Genomic DNA, 21833 nt, shown 5'->3' with positions numbered 1-21833 from the left:
ATGGGGTTGAAAAATTAGTAAATTCGGCCAAATGAACAACAGTAAAAAAAGTTGGAAATGAAATGAATGATGATGTAGCAATTATAGGCATATCTGCGCTGTTTTCTGCCGCAAAAGATATGCCCAGTTATTGGCAAAATATATTCAATAAAGTAGATGCCGTTCACGCAGCGCCAGATGAGTGGGCATATCCATACTTCGATCCAAACTCAAAAGAAAATAATCGAATTTATACGCGGCTTGGGGGATTTATTGGCAAATTAGCAGCTTTCAATCCTGTAGAATTTGGGATTGTTCCGAATTCGGTAGATGGTGGAGAACCTGACCAATATCTGGCTTTAAAGTTAGCACGGGATGCACTTTGGGATGCAGGCTACGAGTCACGACCATTTAATAGAGAAAAAACAGGCATTATTATTGGACGGGGAACTTATCCCAATCGTGGCAATAGTAACTTAATCCAGCACGGGATGATTGTGGATCAGACGCTGGAATTACTTGGAGAAATATGTCCCAATTTGGATGAAGCAACGCTGCTGAATATCCGCAAAAATTTACAAGCCAGCTTACCAGCTTTTAATGCAGAGACAGCACCGGGGCTGGTGCCAAATATTATGACAGGTCGCATTGCCAATCGGCTGGATTTGATGGGACCTAATTATATTGTTGATGCCGCCTGTGCTTCTTCCCTAGTAGCGGTAGATCTTGCTATTGGTGAATTAGCCAGCGGTCGCTGCGATATGGTTTTGGCCGGTGGGGTACAAGCGTCGGTACCGCCAGTAATTGCGATGATTTTCTGTCAGTTGGGAGCTTTGTCAAGAAGCAATATCCGGCCTTTTGACGCCAACGCTAATGGCACTTTGCTTGGTGAAGGTCTGGGAATGTTGGTGCTGAAGCGATTGAAGGAAGCCAGACGAGATGGCGATCGCATTTACGCTGTCATCAAAGGTGTTGGTACTTCGAGTGATGGCAAAGCACTGGGATTGATGGCACCTCGATTGGAGGGCGAAATTCTGGCTTTGCAACGCGCCTATGCCAATACGGGTATTGATTCGGCTACTATCGGTCTGTTAGAAGCTCACGGTACTGGAATTGCCTTGGGAGATCGAACCGAAGTGCAGGCACTTTCCCAATATTTCGGTCAGCGAGAAGGATTGCTGCCTACCTGTGCGCTGGGTTCGGTAAAATCAATGATCGGTCACTGTCTGCCTGCTGCTGGCGTAGCAGGACTGATTAAAACTGCACTGGCGCTTTACCATAAAGTATTGCCACCGACTTTATGCGATGGTGTCAATAGTAATTTGGGCCTCGAACAAACGCCTTTTTACATTAACACTGAGGTTCGTCCTTGGATTCACGGACTGCCAAATTCACCCCGACGAGCTGCGGTTAATGCTTTTGGCTTTGGAGGCATAAATGCTCACGCGGTTTTGGAAGAGGACACAGAATCCCAGCCAAAAGATTTAAAAATACTGCATCAAGATTGGCCGACAGAGCTATTAGTATTTTCAGGAATCGATCGCCCCAAGCTGCTCGACTGCATTAACCAAATTCTCCAACTACTCAAAAGTCAACCAGAAATATCCCTAGCTAACCTCGCTTATACTCTTTCGCGTCTCGATATCGGCACCCACCGTCTAGCTATTATTGCTTGCGATCTAAAAGATTTAGAAACAAAACTAAATTTTGCTGTAGAAAAACTGGCTGACCCCAATAAGCAGCGCATACAAGCTCGTAATGGCATCTACTACAGCGAAACATCTCACAAGGGAAAAATAGCCTTCCTATTTCCAGGTGAAGGTGCCCAGTATACGAATATGCTGGCCGATCTTTGCCTGTATTTTCCCAAAGTTAGGGAATGGTTCGATCTGTTAGATGAAACTTTCTATCCAGAAAGAGCCTATCCCCCCAGCCGCATAATTTTCCCGCCTCCCACCTGTCTTTCCGCCGCCGCACAAAAACTGACAGAAACGCAATTATACGCTCAAGATGTCGGCGTGGAAATAGTCTTTACTGCTTCCAGAGCTTTGTTAGAATTACTCAACCAGTTCAACATTAACTGCGATGTCATGGTCGGACACAGTGCGGGCGAAACCACTGCGCTCACTGCCTCTGGCATTGTCCGCTTAAAGGATAAATCGGAACTGATCGCGGCGATGCGCCGTCTCAACCGAATTTATCAAGATTTGAAAGCATCAGATAGTATCCCCAAGGGAGCTTTACTGACGATCGGCAATATTGACTCAAATACCCTCAAGCAATACTTGGAAAAATTGCCGGGACGGCTGCATCTGGCAATGGACAACTGCCCTAACCAGGTGGTAATTTTTGGCGATGAAAGCCATATTCACGATGCGATGCGTTATTTTAAAGCCGTCGGCGGAATATGCTCGCTACTTCCCTACGGTCGAGCCAACCACACCCCTTTAAATCAGGCAGTGGCAAACGCTCTTGTATCGTTTTATGCCTCTTTAGACATGGGAGCCGCGCAGACACCTTTGTATAGTTGTGCCATCTGCGAAGCTTTTCCCAGCGAACCAGAGGCAATTCGCGATCTGGCGGCAAAACAGTGGATTAGCCGCGTAAAGTTCCGGGAAACGATCGCCAAGCTTTACGATCTCGGCGTCACAACCTATATTGAAGTTGGCCCAAGAGGAAATCTGACAGCTTTTGTTGATGACATTCTCCGGGGGCGAAATTATTTGGCACTCGCCTCCAATAGCCAGCGAAAATCAGGACTGGAGCAAATTCAAAATTTATTGGCGCGGCTGTTTGTAGATCGAATTTCCGTTAATTTCACCCCGCTTTATCAGTTACGGGATCTAGTTCCGGTTAATTTAGATAAAGCCTTTAATTTGAGTCATCTCAATCAAAAATTGAATCCTACCTTAAAGCTGACTATGCCGATCGCACGGCTGGAACCAGAGTTAGTCCAAACAGTAAAAAACAAACTCCTTTTGCAAACTGACTCTCGCCCAATAGTTGAGCAAACCGATATTGATAAGCTCAAGGTAGATAAGCAGAGTGCTAATGGATCGGGAGAATTACAGTCAACAGTCAACAGAGATCGATCGCTCCCGAACATCGAACGCTCAGTTACCGTTGCTTTTGACTCCCAAGTCACTGTCAGTTCTACCGTTGAAGTTCCAATTTCATCTGTTCCTCCGGTTAAGACTGCTCCTACTGTCAGTAGCCGAGTTTCCGAAGCAACCGCAGACACTCAATTATCAATTCTGTTTGCCCACTTTGACTTAATGCAAGAATTCCTGGTGAGTCAAGAACGGGTGGCCAACGCTATGTTTAGTAATGGGGAAGAATTTAACTCGTTAGTTATTCCCCATTACGAATTACCAACTAGCACAGGTGAATCTGCTTGGCCTTTTTTAGGCGACATATTAGAAAGCGATTACGAGCATTTGTATAGCGTCCGTCGCTTCGATATCAACCAAGATATTTTTCTCCAGGATCACACTATCGGCGGTCAACTTTCTCAAATCCATCCAGAACTTTTGCCCCTGCCTGTAATTCCGTTTACAATCAGCTTGGAAATGCTTGCAGAAGCGGCTGTTTACCTGGTGGGTGGCAATAAAGTGGCGATCGGCTTCCACAATCTCCGAGGTTATCGCTGGTTAGCGCTCGATCGAGGAGAGATCGTTCTTTATATTCAAGCTCAAAGGCAGTCTACTCAGGATGAGCGAACTGGCGATGTCCGGGTGCAGTTATTCCAGTCCGGCACAAGCGATCCCAGCACGCGCCACTTGGTGTTTGAAGGTTCTGTCAGATTGGCCGATCGATACCCGTCTGCTCCTCATACTATGGAGTTTCATCTGGAGCAGCCAGCTGCTTCGCGGTGGTCAGATGCCGAGTTGTATCGTACCGGAATGTTCCACGGCCCTCTGTTTCAAGGGGTCAAACATATTCGACAATGGGGTAAGGAGGGAATAGAAGCAGATTTAGAAGTAATTGGAATTAACGACTTTTTCAGTCACATCGAAAACCCAGTTTTTCAAACCGATGCAGGTTTGCTTGATAACACAGGACAATTAGTCGGCTACTGGGTATCGGACTTGTTTGGACGTTGCGATTTTAATGTCTTTCCCTACTCTGTCCGTGCCATTCATCTGTACGCGCCACCTTTACCCCCCGGCACTTCGATATTGGGACGGGGGTCGATCGAATTCATCGGCAACCAGTTCACCGAAGCTAATATGGATTTACTCGATCGTTCCGGTAAAGTAATTATCAGAGTAGAAAGTTGGCAAGATCGTTACTTCGAGATCCCTTCCCATTACTATGAATGCCGATTACACCCACAAACGTCTTATTTATCCAGGCCCTGGATGCAGACAGAAACTCAATTAGTTTGTCGGCGAATTGACCCCTTTACTGAAAATTTCTTCAACGATTCCTGGGGAATTTGGCTGCGCGTACTCGTCCATTTGATGCTAAATCAAAAAGAACGTGATTTTTGGTACGGCTTGTCCGAAAAAGGGCGGCGTCGTCAAGATTGGTTGTTGGGTCGAATTGCCGCTAAAGATGCCATCCGTCAGTGGGCAAAACAAAACTTCGGTCTGCAACTTGCACCTGTAGATATTGAAGTTTTTGCCACAGACTTGGGTAAACCGCTAGTTTGTTGTCCAGAACTGGAAGCTGTCAGCCCAATTCCCGATATTTCCATCAGCCACAGTCAAGGCTATGTCATAGCAGCTTTAGCAAATTCCAACCAACGCATAGGTGTCGATCTCCAACGCCTCAATCGGATTCATGCCGACGATCTGCTCAGTGGTGCCTTTTCTAGTTCGGAAATTGAACTGCTAGAGAAAATACCACTGTCTCAAACCGAAAAACAAACAATTGTAGTAAGCTTTTGGTGTGCGAAAGAAGCTATAGCCAAAGCAATAGGGACGGGACTTGAAGGTAATCCCAGACAATTCCAAGTTAGCTTTTATTCTCATAAAGACAAGCAAGTCACGATCGCCCACGCCGGTCTATTTTTCCAGGTGAAGCTTTGGTACACTGAGAATGAAGTTTTGGCTATCTGTCAGCACCCCAGTTAGTAGGTGGCGCTAAACTTTACACACCCCTTATTTGTCGCGAACTGAAGAACCATAAAAATCATGCAAAATACCGAAAATAACTCAACCCTGATTAGCAGAGATGAGATCGAATCAAGAGTAATTTCTGTGTTAGAGGAAATGACTGCTGATTGGGATATGGATTTTTCTGGAGGGATTAACTCCCAGACCCGTCTGATGGAAGATTTGGCTTTTGAATCGATTGACGTTGTGCAACTTGTGGTATCGCTCGAAAAAAATTTTGCCCGCAAAGACATTCCCTTTGAAAAATTATTTATGCAAGAAGGCGATTATGTTGACGATCTTTTAGTGACGGAGGTAATTGACTTTTTACATAAACACCTAAATAACAGGTCGTAGGGTGCTTTATTAATCAGCCTTACCAGACTATGGCACTTTCAGGGAGTTGAGTGTTGTGATGAACAAAGTTTTGATGATTGGGCTTGATGGGGGCACATTTACCCTATTAAAGCCACTAATTGAAGAAGGGGTCATGCCATTTTTGAAAGAATTTCTCAGCGATGGAGTAAACGGGGATCTCATATCAACGCTCAATCCCCTGACACCCCCTGCATGGGTATCTATATATACAGGTAGAAGCCCAGAAGTTCACGGAATCTTCGATTTTATGCGGTCAGTTGCTGGGGACGGTAAAATCGTTATGTTTAGACCTAACAATTTCGAGGATATCCGGTGCGAAACTATCTGGTCTATGATTAGTCGCCACGGGAAACGAGTCACTACGCTTAACTTTTTTGGGATGTCGCCCCCCCAGGCGGTTAACGGTTATCTGGTTTCTGGTTTCACAACCTGGAAGCATCTGCGGAGTGCTACTTATCCTCCTTCCCTATTTGAAACTATGAAAAATCTGCCTAATTTTGATTACAAGAAATTAGGTATGGATATCCAAGAGGAAAAAAAGGCGATTTGGGGTCTTCAGGAAGGGAAATATGAAGAGTGGATTAAAATGCACTTGGAACGAGATAAATCTTGGACCGATCTGCTTTGTTATTTGATGGAAACAGACCCTACAGATTTAACTGCGATCGTGTTTGATGGCCCCGATAAATTACAACATTTGTTTTGGCGCTACCTACTTCCCGAACTAGCTGAAAACAATTTAGGTGCTTGGGATAGTCAGATCCGCGAACTTTGCCTGCAATATTATCGGCAGTTAGATGATTCCATTGAGCGCCTAGTGAGAATAGCGGGCCTCGACACTAATGTGATTATGGTTTCGGATCATGGATTTGGTAGTAGTACCGAAGTTGTATACATGAATGAGTGGCTGGCCCAGAACGGTTATCTCAAATGGTCGGAAGCTGCCGAAATAGACCCTGTTGGTAGGATCGCATCTGACCGTTCCAGAGACAATAAAGCAATGATGATGTTGGACTGGAACAATACTATTGCTTATGCTAAAACAGCTAGCAGTAATGGCATTTTTGTTAAAGATGTTAACACCTTTGGCGTGGGTATTACAGATGAAGAATATGTTGAATTTTGCACTAAACTGAGGCAAGAGTTGCTGGATTATAGGCATCCAGTAGACGGTGGCCAGGTTTTTGTAAATGTTTATTTGAACCAAGCCAGAATGGAAGGGAAACAATCTGTAGAGTCCGCACCCGATCTTACAGTAAAACTACGGGATGGAGGATTTGTATCCATTCTCAGACATTCAGAAATTGTCAGACAAAGAAAAAAACCAGAGGGTACACATCGTCCTAATGGGATTTTCGCCGCTAGAGGTCCGGCTATCAAGTCAGGCGAGCAACTAAAATCTTTATCTATTCTGGACATTTCACCGCTGTTGTTGTATTTGCTAGACCTACCTGTTCCCACAGATTTGGAAGGCAGAGTGCCAACAGAAATTTTACGGGACGAAAAGTTAATTAACAATCCGGTGGAACTCTATGGTGTAACCCAATTATTAGAAGAACGTACTAATCAGCAGGAACAACAGATTTCCGATGAAGAAAAAGAGGCTTTGTTAGCTCAGTTAAAATTGTTGGGCTATATGGAGTAATTCCAGATAAGCAAGGAGAAACTATAAAGAGAATTTAGCAACCAGAATCGCGTCCCGCAAATTTATTGCCAAAATCAACATTTATGCCTGAAATTGTGATTGATAATGTCCTTTTACACTATCAATGTTTTGGTGAAGGCGAAGACTTGGTACTTATTCACGGTTTGGCCGCAAACTTAGCCTTTTGGTATCCCGGCATTGCTTCAATGTTAGCCCAGAAATATCGAGTAATTACTTACGACCTCAGAGGACACGGCAAAAGCGGTATGCCTGTCTCAGGCTACAGTATGGGACATATGGAGCATGACCTACAAGGTTTGCTCAACCATCTGGGTATAACCCGCGCTCATATAGTGGGACACAGTTTTGGTGCCAGAATAGCAGTTCATTATGCTGTGTCCCACCCCCAGCAAGTTGCTACTTTAACCATAGCAGATACTCAGTTCAGGTGCTTACAACCCAAGATGCGACTAGGAGATTGGTTGTACTGGCAAAGTTGGAAAGAGCAACTGCTGCAACACGGTGTTGCCTTACCTTCCGACGATGAGTTTATCAGTTTTAAATTGCTTTTAGAATTTGATCGCATCTTTAACGAACTCACCCAAAAGGGCATAGCCACAAAACCATCTAAACTTTCCTTGAAAAATCGCGATTTAGGCCGAAAAGGAGCCGCAAACTGGCAGAAATTGATGGATACTACCACGGCCAAACAGGAATTTGACGAAGGGGAAGAAATGACGCAAGAAGACATCAAGAAAATCTCGATGCCGACTCTGGCGTTTTATGGAGAGTATTCCCACTGTATGCCTTCTTGCTGGAAATTTAAAGAGTCGATCGAAAATTGTCAAGTGGCTGTAATGCCAGAGGTAGGACACTTTCACCCTGTAGTTAAACCAGAATTATTTGTTGAAACATTAGGGCAATTTTTACAAGCGCATCCGTTCAACCTTGGTAATTTCTCCAGTGCCCGCTCGAACAATAGAGTGAGGCCTGAAAGTTAAGGGATTAAATGAATGATAGCAAAAAAGGTGGCGATCGTAACTGGAGGCAGCAGTGGCATTGGAAGGGCTACCTGTATTAATCTGGCCAAAGAAGAATTTCATGTTGTAGTGGTTGGCACTAACCCGGAACGGGTTCAGCAAACTTTGAATCTGCTAGAAAAACAGACATTGAGCCAACTTAACCCACCTTATATTGGCCTGACCTTGGATGTAAGTCAAGAGCCAGATATGCAAGAAATGGCGAACAAAACAGTCGAACATTTCGGTAGGATAGACCTATTAGTGGCTAGTGCTGGAGTAGGAAAAAGATCTGGATCGAAGCGGTTTATGCCCGAGCCAACTGCTTCGCTCAGTTTGCTGGAATGGAATGAAATAATTAACATAAATCTTACAGGGATATTTCTTAGCAATCGTGCAGTTATTCCTGTTATGATCGCCCAAGGAGTAGGCCACATAATCAATATCTGCTCCTCCACAACACCTCGCGGACTGCGCGGTCAACCTTATGCTCCCGCTTACTGTGCTTCCAAGTTTGGTGTAGTCGGTTTTACTGAATCTTTAGCTGCAGAAGTAAGTTCATACGGAATTCGCGTCCAAGCTTTGTTCCCCGGTTATGTAAACACGCCAATGGTGTCAGAAACAGCTTTATTGCAACGCTATGGAGGAAGTATGAGTGCTGATGATGTTGCCGCCACTGTAGTTTATCTGGCCAAACAGCCAACAGAAGCCATTGTCGTTCATCCCCACTTAATTCCTTTTACAAGTATAAAGTAAAAAAAGCTAAAAACTATGGAAAGCGAAATTGAAGGCACACTCAAAGATAAGGTTACTATTATTACAGGGGCGGGCAGTGGCATCGGTCGTGCTTGTGCCAAGTTGCTCTTTAGCCAAAGAAGTAAAGTAGTATTGGTAGAATTTAATCCAGACAGCCTAAAAAATGTAATGGCGGAACTGGAAGCTATTGGAGATGCCGAAAATATTCTCAGTCTGCAAATGAATGTGTGCAGAGAAACGGATATGAACGAGATGGCTAATCAAACTTTACTGCGCTTTGGCCGCATTGACAACTTAATTGCTTCTGCGGGGATATTGCGTATTAGCGGTACTTTAAAAACTGTCGTAGAAACTTCTTTAGAAGAATGGCAAGCAGTGATTCAGACTAACCTGACCGGTACTTTTCTGAGCAATCGCGCTGTATTGCCTGTCATGATTGCACAAAAACAAGGCGATATTATCAACATATCTTCTGTTTCCGGTCGTCAGGGTCGCGCTTTTGATGCACCCTATTGTGCTTCAAAATTTGGCATAATCGGTTTGTCTGAATCAATTGCAGAAGAAGTTGCTGCGTATGGGGTTCGGGTACAAACTATTCTTCCTGATTCTGTGGATACACCGTTGTGGGATCAGAATGGAGTAAAGTCGATTAAAGCACCTGTTACCATTCCAGCAGAACGAGTAGCTGAACTGATATTGTATCTCTTAAGATTACCCAAAGATGCTTACTTGCTCAACCCTGTGATCGCTCCTTTTAAAGGCCGTAAAAAACGAAGTAAGCTAAAGGATGTATGATGACCAATCCAAGGCTGAGAAAAAATATTTTTTTAATTTAACACATGGAGAAACAAATGACTGATAAAAATTATTCCCTCCAAGAACTTAATGAATTTTACGCCAAAAGACACGAACAAAGATCTGGAGTTTTTGGCAAAATGCCATACGCTAACTACGGTTATTGGATTAGAGAAGGAATGACCGTAGACGAAGCCTGTGATGCAATGACCGATTTAATAGCTAAAGAATTAGATGTTGAGCGCAGCGACCGCATTCTCGAATGTGGATGCGGCTACGGTGCTTCCGCAGTTTATGTTGCTACTCATTACAATCCTGAAAAAATCATCGGCTTAGATGTCACGGAAATTAGAATTAAGCTGGGTACAGAACTTATTAAACAGAAAAATTTGGAAGATAAAATTGAAATCAAGTTTGGAGATGCCACTAATCTAGACTTTGAATCAGAGTCTTTCACCAAGGTCATGGCTATCGAATGTGCCTTTCATTTCAACACCAGAAAAGACTTTTTTTACGAAGCTTTCAGGGTGCTTAAACCAGGTGGAGTTCTAGCTATGACTGACATTATTCCATCACCAGGCATTAATTTGTCTAATTACAATTTAGAACGCATCAGGGAATATTTGTCTGCTGATGCAAAAATGTATAACGATCGCAATATTTATAGCCTTGACGTTTATCAAAAATATCTTCAAGAAGCAGGGTTCGATCCTATGAAGATTTACTCAATCAAAGATAAGGTAATTCTTCAGTTTGCAGACCATTTGGATAGTGTAGAGGCACCAACAGATGACGCTCAAGAAAGGATAAGTAAATACGCAAAAGCTTTTAGGAATCAACTTATGGTTGGTGGCGACTATATAGTTGTTCGTGCCCAAAAGCCGAAATAATTACATCTCCAAACTTAATTAGATCGTTGCTTAACCGCAACGATCTCCAACCAGTAGCGGGGAATTTCTGTGATTCCCAAATTACTGAACGCACGGTTGGCTCCCTCTTGTAAGCATTCGCTAGCAATTTCTACTGGATATCCGCTCATTAAAACCTCGGAAAGCCCACCATAAGCGCCAACTGTTTCAAAACTTTGTTTCGTCATCATTACCGAACGCTGATATTCTCGGTTGACTACAAGACCGTGAATCTTCAGAAGTTCTCCCCACTCGCTAGGAGACATCCATCCTTTATCAAAAGCCCGTCCCACTTTTCCTCGTTGGCGCTTTATCGTCTCTTTCCCTGCAGCACGTAACTCTTCATTCTTTTTTTCCAATACTGCTAACGATTCTTTTAGCCACTCTGTATAAACCTTTTCCGTTCCTTCTGGATAAGTGCCGACATAGAACACAGTATTGAAAGTAAACATTCCACCAAAGCGTAATACTCGTTGAATATTACTGAGTAATTTGTGCTTATCCGAAATTAAATGGATAGCACCACCCATAACCACCAAATCCACGCTTTCCGACTCAAAAGGAAGCTCATCCGCACTTCCTTGCATCAGCATCACGCTGCCTTTACCAGACTTCAAAACTGCATCTAAAGATGTTTTGTCATCTACTAAAAGTTTTTTTTGTTGAAAGTCTTCTCTCGCAATTTCTAACGACTGAGCCGAGAGGTCTATCCCGATAACGCTTATGTCTGGCTTTAACTCAAAAAGTAAGCTGGTCATCACTCCAGTACCACAGGCTAAATCTAGCACTTGCCTCACCGAATCGAGAGACAGGGTACGCAGCAACTCTCTATTGGCGTCAAGATATTCAGGTTGTTGGGAATATGGCTCGTAAGTGGTGTTCACTTTCATGGCGGTGGATGATTCAAAATGAATGAGCTTTTAGCCTGGATTAATTTTACGGCAGAGCGTGGCGCTTGAAAAAATTCCAGATTTCTTCACTGGCATTAATATCCCCACTGGTTTGGCCAACCACAGCACGAGGTTGACCGTAACCTCCCGGCCAAGTGTGTCCGCCCCCTTCTATCGTCAGGAGTCTAACCTCTGCATTAGCACGGCAACCTGAGTAAGTGGAACTTTCAACTTGTGTACCATCTCTGGGAGCATTGTTCGGAAGGCGATTAACTTGTTCTCTGGAAACACAAGCATTCTGTTGCTTCCAAAATTCAAAAGTATCAACCACGGACATTATTTCGTCGCCACCTTTAATCGCCTGACCGCCCTCCCAGGGGACAAATCTATCGTTCGTACCCCCGATCATCAATATGGAGACAGGCTTTTTAAGATTGCACTTGGATTTCAGCTTAACTGGCATAGTAGCAGCTACTGGTGCAAAAGCTGCAATCCGCTCGGACATTTCACAAGCCAGTCTCAAGGTAAAAAAACCACCGTTCGATATGCCAGTAGCATATATTCTACGGCGATCTATGTTTTTACTTCTGCCGATTTCGTCTATCAAAGCCTTCACAAATCCCACATCATCAATACTTGAATCAAAACCGGGAGTATTTACTCCATCGTTCCAATGTTTGTCAATTCCGTCTGGATAAACAACTATAAAACCTTCTCTGTCTGCCAAATCATTGAAACCAGTAGTTTGAGCCAACCTCTCTCCTTGTCCTCGGCCACCGTGAAACGCTAATATCAAGGGCATAGGCCGATTCGATCTGTAAGAAGGCGGCGCGTACAGGTAGTAAGTACGCTGCATCCCCTGAAGCGTTATTGTTCCTGATATACCCGCTTGGTTATTCAGATCTCTGTTGTTTCTTCTCTGTTGTATTCTTTCCAAGATCCGCTCTCTGATAGGAGCTTTTTCCTCCTGTGCTTGCATAGTTTTACAAGAGGTTAACAAGCCCAAAACCAGAATAATAGCCACAATAGTTGTAATGGCAATTTTTTGGGGAGACTGGGTACTGTTTAGAGACATGATGAGTTTCAACAGAAAGTGAACTGACATCTTTCTTTGCCCTAAAAGCTAAGATTGTAGATGCTTACCAAAAGGAGACGACTGCCACCAACTTGAGTTCCAGGTTAATATCCAAATAGAATTTGGGTATAACTGGCTGACATTTTTAACTTCCTTCAAGCAAAGCTAGCCTTTTTTCTATTTTAGTTGCAGCCCAACCAAACCTCAAGACCTCCAAGAGGATTATCTGCGTATATCCACTGCCCATTTTGCCTGACTGCCACTCTTGGGCCAAAAGGATTAGCCGTACCCAGAAAAAGCCCATAGGGAGTCGAAACCAAACTTCGCACACCAATGTTGTAAGGGTTACCAAAGCCTCTTTTGTTTACAGGAAGCCAGTTTTCTCCGTCGCAACTACGCCAGAGCTCAAATCCACTCTGGCTGTTTACAATATTTTCAACACCAACTTGCTCAACCAAACGACGTGACTGCATTGACCAACGCTGTAAGGATAGCCACGGTAACATCAAACTAAACATATTGCATGTGCCGACGTACAACCATCCATCATGAACCGCACTGCGCCAAAAATACCCGTTAAAAAAATTACCAAATCCTGGTGGAAGGCCGCTTAAAGGTTTTTTTACTCCATCAGGTGTATTCCTAGATTTACCAACGATCAGATCCCATTTACCGTCAGGGAAGATTCGGATTAACTCAGAGGCAGCAGGGCCGATATTATTTTCAGTATCAATACCGCAACCTTGAATACCAGTCCCTACATACAGCGCATCTTTGAATGCGGACATACAAATCGCAATCTGGTTGAGCGAACCGCGATAAGCACCTTTATCTATCACCTTAGTCCATTTGTAAGGAGGGTTTCCTTCACAATTACTAGACCAAATTTGAAAACCTTCGCAATTAAATGTACCAGCATAAATGCGATCTTTAAAAGGACAGACCATAAATATACCTTGGTTTTCTGGTTCACCAAAACCAGGCAAACTCGCTGCTTGCCATTCTCCTTTAACAGGGTCGTGGGTTTCATAAATTGTCGGAGCTACTGCTTTGTTTGCATTCCCAGCCGCCCCGCCTGTGGGAGACATAAACAATCTTCCTTTGAAAGGGACTAACACGCGAGTACTTGGTATCGGGATGCCAATAATTCCTGGTTGTGAAATTACAGTAAAATTTTTTCCATCTTCCGAACGCAAAAGCCGAGAACCAGGAGCCCTACTAGCTGCCCAAGTTGATACGTAAAGTACGGGTTGGGGGTCAGATTCCCCCTGAAAGACAGCCATGCCACGGTAGCCAACATCACGATCGACTTCTGCACCTTTAATGCCCATTACTCTAGGAGATCGCATGACTTGTTGCCAATTTTGAGTAAGTGGGTTGTAGCGCCAGATATGCGCTCGTCGATCTAATTTGTAAATACTTTCTATATCGTCCGGACTCTCAATTGGCCAAATAGCTATATCAGCAGCCCTTCGGATGGTTCTTTCTTGTACCTTGGCCATGCAAAAATTAGCGCGGGTAGTCCCCACATACAAGTGGTTGTTGAACCAGGCCATCGAATGAGCAAAGCTGTTGTAACCATCTCCAAACCCGTTATCGCAGATTTTACGGAAATTTTTAAACCCTAGCCCTGGCAAGGGTGTGGGATCGAAAGCTTGTTGTATGTATAGGTCAATACTCATTAGGCTCGGCTATTCCAATAGCTTTGTAGCGCTGAAAGATTTGTTATTATAATAACAACTTATTTAGTTAAGTGACTTTGGACTCCCAAACAAAGTAGCATAAGTTTAAAAAACAAAATACCTGATGATTGATTATCCTTTGCACGTTAACCTTTATGTCACTACCCCCACCCATATTTATCCTTGCATCTCCACGTTCTTTTACATCTTTAGTATGTGCTATGCTCGGTCAGCATCCCGAATTATATGGTGTGCCAGAACTGAATTTATTCGTTGCTGAAACTATGGAACAGTTATTACAACGCTTTAAGGGGGTGTTACAATTTCAACTACACGGTCTCTTACGAACTGTAGCGCAACTTTATGCGGGCGAACAAACTATGCTCTCTATTGAGATGGCTAGGCGCTGGAACTTAAACCGTTTGGATCGTAGCACTGGAGAAGTTTATGCTGAACTATGTCAAAAAGTCACGCCACTACGCATTGTCGATAAAAGCCCTGCCTACCCCATAAACCCGGAAGCACTCGAGCGCATCAAAAATACTTTTCCGGATGCTTGTTACCTGCATCTTATTCGTCATCCAAAAACTCAAGGAGAATCGGTGATGAAAATTGCTGGTGGTATGATGGCCAAAGCTGTAGACTCTTTTGACTATTCAACTCAACCGCCTACTCTCGATCCCCAGTATGCGTGGTATAAAACACAATCTAATATTTTGGAGTTTTTAAGTAAAGTTCCCTCTTCCCAGCAGAGACGCTTCCGTGGAGAAGATGTCTTGGGTAATCCTCGCTTGCATTTAGAACAAATAAGTAAATGGCTGGGTATTTCTTGGAATGAATCAATATTGGAAGCGATGCTACGTCCTCAAGATTCTCCTTATGCTTACTTAGGGCCTTACGGAGCTACATTGGGAAATGACCCTAATTTTTTGAAGTCGCCAATTTTTAAGCAAAGAAAAATTTTACCCAGCAGTCTAGAAGGTGCTTTGCCGTGGCGTCAAGATGGTAAAGGATTCATCCCTTATGTTTTTAAGTTAGCTCAAGATTTTGGCTACTCATAGTTATATCGCTCTTGTGTCACTCTAAAGCTCTTCTGTAACTATGATGAGAGTATAATCGATTAGCAAATCCTGGGGGGGTGACAACAAACTGTAAAACCCTTACTTCGTGCGGGTTTTACAGTTTGTTGTCAAAAAAAATAGGTCTGAAATTCTCAAGTAGACCTACTTAATGAAAACAATGAATTTATTACCATTATTTTAAACCCAACACCTAAAAACTCAACTAAAAAGAGCAGAGTTTTTAATTTTATTGATATTAGTGGTGATGTTGCAACAGCATCGAAGAGTAAAATCATAAACGACCTTATTATCAGCGAGGTCGTCGAGCCTACATCCTTATTTTGTCTACCTTCTAGCTATAGTTGTCGCCCCTTCAGGCAAAAAGATAGAATTATTTGCTACCAATGTTTTGGTATATCCTCTGATGATAGTAATAGAAGAGCGATAGTTGCATATCCCCTGTCTAAATATAAACTACGTGGAATTAAATTTTTAAGCTTGGTTATTTTTGTTAATTTCGCTTTCCTCTTTTGGTGTTTGCATTATATAAAGTAAATTCAGTTCGTTATTGGTTTCATCGAGTAATGCTTTTAGCCATGCTTGCCTGTACTCAAGATCATTCCTGTGTTTTTCAATTTCTTCTGTTGTACTGGAACCCAGAAATAGCTCATAACTGGTAGGCATTTGGGATAAACTATGAAGGTGATCGAGAAAGTCTAATATTGTTCCAGTAGCCTCGCTAACCTGCTGATTATCCTCACGGGTTGTTATTTCGGCAGAAACGGCAATTTGAGCGTTTGAAGTAAATTCTTCAAATGCAAGTATTTGGGTTAGTTTATGTTCTAAATCTTCCTTGGCCTTGGCCTGCTTTTCTGATTGCTGTTTAGCTTCGCTAATTTTTAGATCGAGAAGTTGAACCATCTGGTTGAAGCTCATTGCCAGATGCCCAAATTCTTTTGATGAATCAACAGTCGCTCGAACAGTTAAATCACCACGACTTACTGCATTAAAGTGACTCTGAAGATTATTTATAATAATCTTCATCCGATCTGTAGTAATTCGCTCTAGCGCCAAAGTTATTCCTCCCACAGTAAACCCTGTGAGTAAGCCTGCTAAAGCTGTCTTTTCCAGTCGAGATTGTGTCATCTTAGCTGGCTCGGCGATAATATGGACAGAAACTTGGATCGCAGCAACGACTGCCAATGATGAAATAATTCCAGCTGTAGTTGCTGTAATTACTTGTTGGGTTTTGAGACAAACATTTTCAAAAGTAGTTAGTAATGGTTGATTGCTTCTAGATACAGGCTGAACCTTTTGCGTTTCAAACGCAGTTGCATTGGGTAAATGCGGTGAAATATGAGATGATTCCCCATGCTCTTGGGATTTTTGCATATAAGATTTGGATGAAAGTAAGACCAATATCACACGACTTTACTAAAGGACTAGAAGAATTTATACCTAACCTCTTAGGTACAACCCCAACTCTCGCATTATGTTGATGTATGAAACTATAATTTGATTCTACTGCTAGCCACGTAGATATCAGCCAATCCAAAACCTGGCTTTCCTTTATTCCTCCGCTCCACTTGTCCCATTCAGAGCGAACCCGGTTCTATCCCAATTCGCCGCTCTGATGATGCGAAGGTCTAACTGTAGCGCTAGACCAGAGGACAGCAAAGAGCGATCGCCTGTTATAATCCACAATGCTGCAAACCTCTGTGCTTGGATGCCAACAGCCAAGCGGCAAAAACTAAGGAGGCTGCACAATTGTTGCCCAAAAAGGTCGTTTTACCTCATAATTTGACAAACACAGTCGCAAAAAGAAGCCTGTGAAATATTTTTTTCTTTCTGATGGATGGACATTTGGCAGAGTCTGGGCGTCCGATGGCGTGTGGAATGAAACCGCTTGGCGACGCCGACCCAATATTGAGCGTATGAATATTTGCTTAGTGGAAAACAACGAGAAGTTATGGCTGTATCGGGTCGAAGACGCCATCTTAACCGTGGAAGTCAAACCGTTGGAGACTGCCGAAGTTGACCCAGCGGCTAAAACGATCGGTCAAGTAGTGCTAAAGCGCCTCATCAGTGCCGAGCAAGTGCTGGAGCGACTGGCAGCGGGCCAGACCATGTGCTACCTGACTAACATCCAATCTGTAGTTTTGTAAAGTTACCTCACAAACTGCAACTGGGCAAAACGCAACCGGTTATATAAACGTATGGCTGCTTTGAAGAAGCCACTGTAACCCGCTTGCAATGGACAGCGACAAGGTTTACACTTCTTTAACAACGACTCACAAACAAATCTCCTGCTGGAGCGTTGCCCAGTTGTGAGACGAAGACAGTGGAGGGGCGATCCGCACCCGGACTGATAGCGGCCACTGGCTGCTCTTGGGAGTGGCGTGTGCTGAATGCGTTCCCTTTAACTGGTTTCGGTAGTAGGTCAATCCAAATTTCAATAATTTGAGTAGGAATTTTCCTCTAGGGCGCGTATCCACGCTTTATGAAAATTCCCATCACAAAAATGATTGTCTGCTTTATAAAAGTTCGCTCAACTAAGATCACTCACTGAGGAGGAGCGTAGTCAATGGGACTACCCTGGTATCGAGTACACACAGTCGTCCTGAACGATCCGGGTCGATTGATAGCTGTACACCTAATGCACACCGCCCTTGTGGCAGGGTGGGCTGGTTCTATGGCCTTGTACGAACTAGCTATTTTCGATCCTAGCGATCCAGTCCTGAACCCGATGTGGCGTCAGGGGATGTTCGTGATGCCATTCATGGCACGCTTGGGCGTCACGCAATCCTGGGGTGGTTGGAGCTTGACTGGCGAAGCGGCAAGCAATCCTGGCATTTGGAGCTTTGAAGGTGTTGCCGCCGCTCACATTGTCCTTTCCGGTCTGCTGTTCCTAGCTGCTGTTTGGCACTGGGTTTACTGGGATTTGGAACTCTTCAGAGACCCCCGCACTGGCGAACCGGCCCTGGACTTGCCAAAAATGTTTGGCATTCACTTGTTCTTATCCGGTCTGCTCTGCTTTGGCTTCGGTGCTTTTCACCTGTCGGGACTTTTTGGCCCAGGTATGTGGGTTTCCGACCCATACGGTTTAACCGGCCACGTCCAGCCGGTAGCACCGGAATGGGGACCGGCAGGGTTTAACCCCTTCAACCCAGGTGGCATCGTGGCTCACCACATTGCTGCGGGTGTTGTGGGCATCATCGCCGGTTTGTTCCACCTGACAGTCCGTCCGCCGGAGCGCCTGTATAGAGGGCTGCGGATGGGGAACATCGAAACCGTACTTTCCAGCAGTATTGCAGCTGTATTCTTTGCTGCTTTTGTCGTCGCCGGTACGATGTGGTACGGTACCGCTGCTACACCGATCGAACTGTTTGGCCCGACCCGCTATCAGTGGGATCAAGGCTACTTCAAGCAAGAGATCCAGCGGCGCGTCCAAGCCAGTTTGGCACAAGGAGCGACCCTCTCGGACGCTTACTCGGCTATTCCTGAAAAGCTGGCTTTCTACGATTACGTAGGTAACAGCCCCGCTAAAGGCGGTCTGTTCCGCGTTGGCCCAATGGACAAGGGCGATGGCATTGCCCAAGCTTGGTTGGGTCACCCAGTTTTCAAAGATGCGGAAGGGCGCGAACTGACGATACGCCGTATGCCCAACTTCTTTGAAACCTTCCCGGTTGTCTTGACTGACAGCGATGGCATAGTTCGTGCTGACATCCCATTCCGTCGCGCTGAATCTAGATACAGCTTCGAGCAAGTAGGGGTTACGGTCAGCCTCTACGGTGGCGAACTGGACGGTCAAACGTTTAGCGACGCACCTACTGTGAAGAAATTTGCTCGTAAGGCTCAGCTGGGTGAGCCGTTTGAGTTCGATCGCGAAACGCTCAACTCTGACGGGGTATTCCGCACCAGCACCCGTGGTTGGTTCACCTTCGGTCATGCCGTATTTGCTCTGCTGTTCTTCTTCGGTCACATCTGGCACGGATCTCGTACTCTGTTCCGAGATGTGTTTGCCGGTGTAGACCCAGAACTCTCTGAAGAGCAAGTCGAATGGGGCTTCTTCCAGAAAGTGGGTGATAAGACTACCCGCAAGCAAGAAGCTGTATAACCCAGCTAAGAATAAGGGCGAGATAAAGTCAAAAGTCAAAAGGCAAAAGGCAAAAAAGTAATATTTACTTTTTACTTTTACTTTTTACTTTTGGCTTTCACAGTCCCGAATCCCTTGGTAGACTGATAAGTGACTGAATAGTCAGGAAATTTTGATATGGAAAGCATTGCTTACGTTTTGATTTTCGCGATTACGTTGGGCATCCTGTTTTTTGCGATCGCCTTCCGCGAACCTCCTCGGATCGAGAAGAAGTAGCTCGTCGATCTCATCTCCCCAGCTGTAAAAGCAACTGTTCGACAATAAAAGCCGCTGCTACTCATCTGGTCATCTCGCATTAGCCAGAGCGAAAGTAACAGCTGGCTTTCGCGTTTTTTTCGCGTTTTCGCTATGCGATCGCATTCGCACCTACCTAACCTACAATAAATCAATCGATCGACTATGCGCTGCCCTTTCTGTCACTTCCCAGATAACCGCGTGCTTGAGTCTCGTTCCGCAGAAGCAGGACAAAGTATCCGGCGACGACGAGAATGTTTGCGCTGCAAACGTCGCTTTACAACTTACGAGCAAATTGAATTTGTTCCGATTACGGTGATTAAGCGAGATGGTCGAAAGGAATCTTTCGATCGTTCTAAATTGCTGCGCGGTATCGTTCGCGCCTGTCAGAAAACCGGTTTAGCTCAAATACAACTGGAAGCTCTCGTTGATGAAGTGGAATCGGAACTCCAGCAGCGAGAGGTACGAGAAGTCACCAGCAGCGAAATTGGAGAGATGATTCTGCAAAGGCTGCAATCTCTGAGCGAGGTAGCTTATGTACGTTTTGCCTCTGTCTACCGCCAATTCCAAAGTATTAAAGATTTTGTGGATACTTTAAATCAGTTAAGTACGAGCAGAGCAACTGCATCGGTAGGCAATACCACAGTTACAGGTGAGCGACAACACTTATCCGAGACTGAAGAACTGGAAACCGCCGCTTCTTTGGCGACGCCATTGTAACATTTAGAACTTTGTGTTTCACATAATCCCCTTGCCAAAATAGCCATAATATGCAGTTTGAAAGCTGATTAAGATACAAAGGTTGCTTCTATGAAAACCTCAATAGGGTAAATGACAAGCAGATGTTCTCGATCGGCGACTCAGCTAGAAGGTCGCGGGCGATCGCATGAATAGAAACTACATCCGAATTGATGGACTTAAGTTAAAATATTTAATCTGGACTCTAAATCGTGCAGCTGGCCAACAGCTGCCCATACGGCTTGGAGGCTTGTAGGTGTAGGCTGCACATTACCAAAGTGCGTATACATCGACAGGAGGCGCAACTTTTACAAACATAATTACCAGGAAACGATTTGCATGGTCAATCAGAAAACAGCAACAGCAGAAATAGGCTTCACTCACGACGACTTCGCCGCTCTACTCGATAAATATGATTATCACTTCAATCCCGGTGATATTGTAGCTGGTACGGTATTCAGTATAGAGCCGAGAGGCGCTCTGATTGACATTGGTGCTAAAACAGCGGCATATATACCCATCCAGGAAATGTCAATAAACCGGGTTGACGCTCCGGAAGAGGTATTGCAATCAAACGAAACTCGTGAATTTTACATCCTCACAGATGAAAATGAAGAAGGACAGCTGACGCTTTCCATTCGACGCATTGAGTATATGCGGGCTTGGGAGCGAGTGCGTCAATTGCAAGCAGAAGATGCTACAGTGAGATCGGGCGTTTTTGCCACCAATCGCGGCGGAGCATTGGTAAGAATTGAAGGCTTGCGTGGCTTTATTCCAGGTTCTCACATCAGCACCCGCAAACCGAAAGAAGAATTGGTGGGAGAGGAATTGCCCCTCAAGTTCTTGGAAGTAGACGAAGACCGCAATCGTTTGGTGCTGAGTCACCGACGCGCATTGGTAGAGCGCAAGATGAACCGACTGGAAGTCGGAGAAGTGGTGATAGGTTCGGTAAGGGGAATCAAACCTTACGGTGCTTTCATCGATATTGGCGGAGTCAGCGGTTTGCTGCACATTTCCGAAATTTCCCACGAACATATCGATACGCCTCACAGCGTCTTCAACGTCAATGATGAAATTAAGGTGATGATCATTGACTTAGATGCTGAGAGAGGTCGGATTTCACTTTCCACCAAGCAGCTGGAACCAGAAGCTGGTGATATGATCAGAAATCGCGATCGCGTCTACGAAATGGCAGAAGAAATGGCTGCTAAGTATCGCGAGCAAATGAAAGCCAAACAGCAAGGTGCTGCACCTGCTCGTCTTGAAATACCAGTTGTCACTGAAGCAGCGGTCGAAGCAGTCGAACCGCTTGCTGAAGAAACAATCCCTGAAGAAGAAATCGTATCCGCAACAGAAGAATAGCGGCAGATTGACTCGATTGCAAAAAGAGGGATCTGCCCTCTTTTTTTATTTGCGCT

Annotated in this window: 18 protein-coding genes; 13 read left to right on the top strand and 5 right to left on the bottom strand. The window is 44.5% G+C overall.

Features of this window, described 5'->3' with window-relative positions; translation table 11 throughout:
• The first annotated feature begins 62 nt into the window (after positions 1-62).
• The 7 genes from H6G03_RS19935 to H6G03_RS19905 all read left to right on the top strand — a co-directional run bounded on the left by H6G03_RS19935 (position 63) and on the right by H6G03_RS19905 (position 10561).
• The gene (locus tag H6G03_RS19935) at positions 63-5057 is read left to right on the top strand and encodes a type I polyketide synthase (protein WP_190467261.1); all 4995 of its coding nucleotides are present in this window, start codon (positions 63-65) and stop codon (positions 5055-5057) included.
• A gap of 60 nt (positions 5058-5117) precedes the next feature.
• Entirely contained in the window at positions 5118-5435 is a 318-nt protein-coding gene (locus tag H6G03_RS19930) for an acyl carrier protein (protein WP_190467258.1), read from the top strand.
• Positions 5436-5493: 58 nt separating this feature from the next.
• Positions 5494-7101 (top strand): alkaline phosphatase family protein, encoded by a 1608-nt coding sequence (locus H6G03_RS19925; RefSeq protein WP_190467255.1) that lies wholly within the window; start codon positions 5494-5496, stop codon positions 7099-7101.
• An 83-nt stretch (positions 7102-7184) separates the two neighbouring features.
• The gene (locus tag H6G03_RS19920; protein ID WP_190467239.1) at positions 7185-8102 is read left to right on the top strand and encodes an alpha/beta fold hydrolase; all 918 of its coding nucleotides are present in this window, start codon (positions 7185-7187) and stop codon (positions 8100-8102) included.
• 12 nt (positions 8103-8114) lie between these two features.
• A complete protein-coding gene (locus tag H6G03_RS19915; protein WP_190467235.1) occupies positions 8115-8876 on the top strand; it encodes an SDR family oxidoreductase in 762 nt (253 codons plus the stop codon).
• 15 nt (positions 8877-8891) lie between these two features.
• Entirely contained in the window at positions 8892-9671 is a 780-nt protein-coding gene (locus H6G03_RS19910; protein WP_190467232.1) for an SDR family oxidoreductase, read from the top strand.
• 56 nt (positions 9672-9727) lie between these two features.
• Positions 9728-10561, top strand: coding sequence for a class I SAM-dependent methyltransferase (locus H6G03_RS19905; protein WP_190467229.1), 834 nt, complete (start codon positions 9728-9730; stop codon positions 10559-10561).
• Positions 10562-10575: 14 nt separating this feature from the next.
• Here the strand turns inward: H6G03_RS19905 and H6G03_RS19900 are convergent, their stop codons facing one another.
• The 3 genes from H6G03_RS19900 to H6G03_RS19890 all read right to left on the bottom strand — a co-directional run bounded on the left by H6G03_RS19900 (position 10576) and on the right by H6G03_RS19890 (position 14226).
• The gene (locus tag H6G03_RS19900; protein WP_190467226.1) at positions 10576-11469 is read right to left on the bottom strand and encodes a class I SAM-dependent methyltransferase; all 894 of its coding nucleotides are present in this window, start codon (positions 11467-11469) and stop codon (positions 10576-10578) included.
• 46 nt (positions 11470-11515) lie between these two features.
• On the bottom strand, positions 11516-12574 hold the full coding sequence (locus tag H6G03_RS19895; protein WP_199315380.1) for an extracellular catalytic domain type 1 short-chain-length polyhydroxyalkanoate depolymerase: 1059 nt from the start codon (positions 12572-12574) through the stop codon (positions 11516-11518).
• Between the two features lie 152 nt (positions 12575-12726).
• Entirely contained in the window at positions 12727-14226 is a 1500-nt protein-coding gene (locus tag H6G03_RS19890) for a hypothetical protein (RefSeq protein ID WP_190467222.1), read from the bottom strand.
• Between the two features lie 155 nt (positions 14227-14381).
• On the opposite strand from H6G03_RS19890, the gene H6G03_RS19885 reads away from it, so the two are divergent.
• Complete coding sequence (locus H6G03_RS19885; protein WP_190467219.1) at positions 14382-15287, top strand: sulfotransferase family protein; 906 nt, start codon at positions 14382-14384, stop codon at positions 15285-15287.
• A 492-nt stretch (positions 15288-15779) separates the two neighbouring features.
• On the opposite strand, the gene H6G03_RS19880 is transcribed toward H6G03_RS19885, so the two are convergent.
• Positions 15780-16679 carry a HAMP domain-containing protein gene (locus H6G03_RS19880; protein ID WP_190467216.1) on the bottom strand — a complete coding sequence of 300 codons (900 nt, stop codon included), beginning with the start codon at positions 16677-16679 and terminating at the stop codon, positions 15780-15782.
• 177 nt (positions 16680-16856) lie between these two features.
• On the bottom strand, positions 16857-16991 hold the full coding sequence (locus H6G03_RS38900) for a hypothetical protein (protein ID WP_255512257.1): 135 nt from the start codon (positions 16989-16991) through the stop codon (positions 16857-16859).
• Between the two features lie 125 nt (positions 16992-17116).
• On the opposite strand from H6G03_RS38900, the gene H6G03_RS19875 reads away from it, so the two are divergent.
• The 5 genes from H6G03_RS19875 to H6G03_RS19855 all read left to right on the top strand — a co-directional run bounded on the left by H6G03_RS19875 (position 17117) and on the right by H6G03_RS19855 (position 21777).
• Positions 17117-17452 carry a hypothetical protein gene (locus H6G03_RS19875; RefSeq protein WP_190467213.1) on the top strand — a complete coding sequence of 112 codons (336 nt, stop codon included), beginning with the start codon at positions 17117-17119 and terminating at the stop codon, positions 17450-17452.
• A gap of 419 nt (positions 17453-17871) precedes the next feature.
• On the top strand, positions 17872-19404 hold the full coding sequence (gene psbB / locus H6G03_RS19870) for a photosystem II chlorophyll-binding protein CP47 (RefSeq protein WP_190467210.1): 1533 nt from the start codon (positions 17872-17874) through the stop codon (positions 19402-19404).
• Between the two features lie 156 nt (positions 19405-19560).
• Positions 19561-19659 carry a photosystem II reaction center protein T gene (locus H6G03_RS19865; RefSeq protein ID WP_190467207.1) on the top strand — a complete coding sequence of 33 codons (99 nt, stop codon included), beginning with the start codon at positions 19561-19563 and terminating at the stop codon, positions 19657-19659.
• 183 nt (positions 19660-19842) lie between these two features.
• Complete coding sequence (gene nrdR / locus H6G03_RS19860) at positions 19843-20397, top strand: transcriptional regulator NrdR (protein ID WP_190467204.1); 555 nt, start codon at positions 19843-19845, stop codon at positions 20395-20397.
• Between the two features lie 357 nt (positions 20398-20754).
• Positions 20755-21777, top strand: a complete 1023-nt coding sequence (locus H6G03_RS19855) for a 30S ribosomal protein S1 (protein WP_190467200.1) — start codon at positions 20755-20757, stop codon at positions 21775-21777.
• The last annotated feature ends 56 nt before the right edge of the window (positions 21778-21833 follow it).

This window comes from Aerosakkonema funiforme FACHB-1375 (genome assembly GCF_014696265.1).
In the GTDB taxonomy this organism is placed as follows: domain Bacteria; phylum Cyanobacteriota; class Cyanobacteriia; order Cyanobacteriales; family Aerosakkonemataceae; genus Aerosakkonema; species Aerosakkonema funiforme_A.
This window is presented reverse-complemented; position numbering and strand designations above follow the sequence as displayed.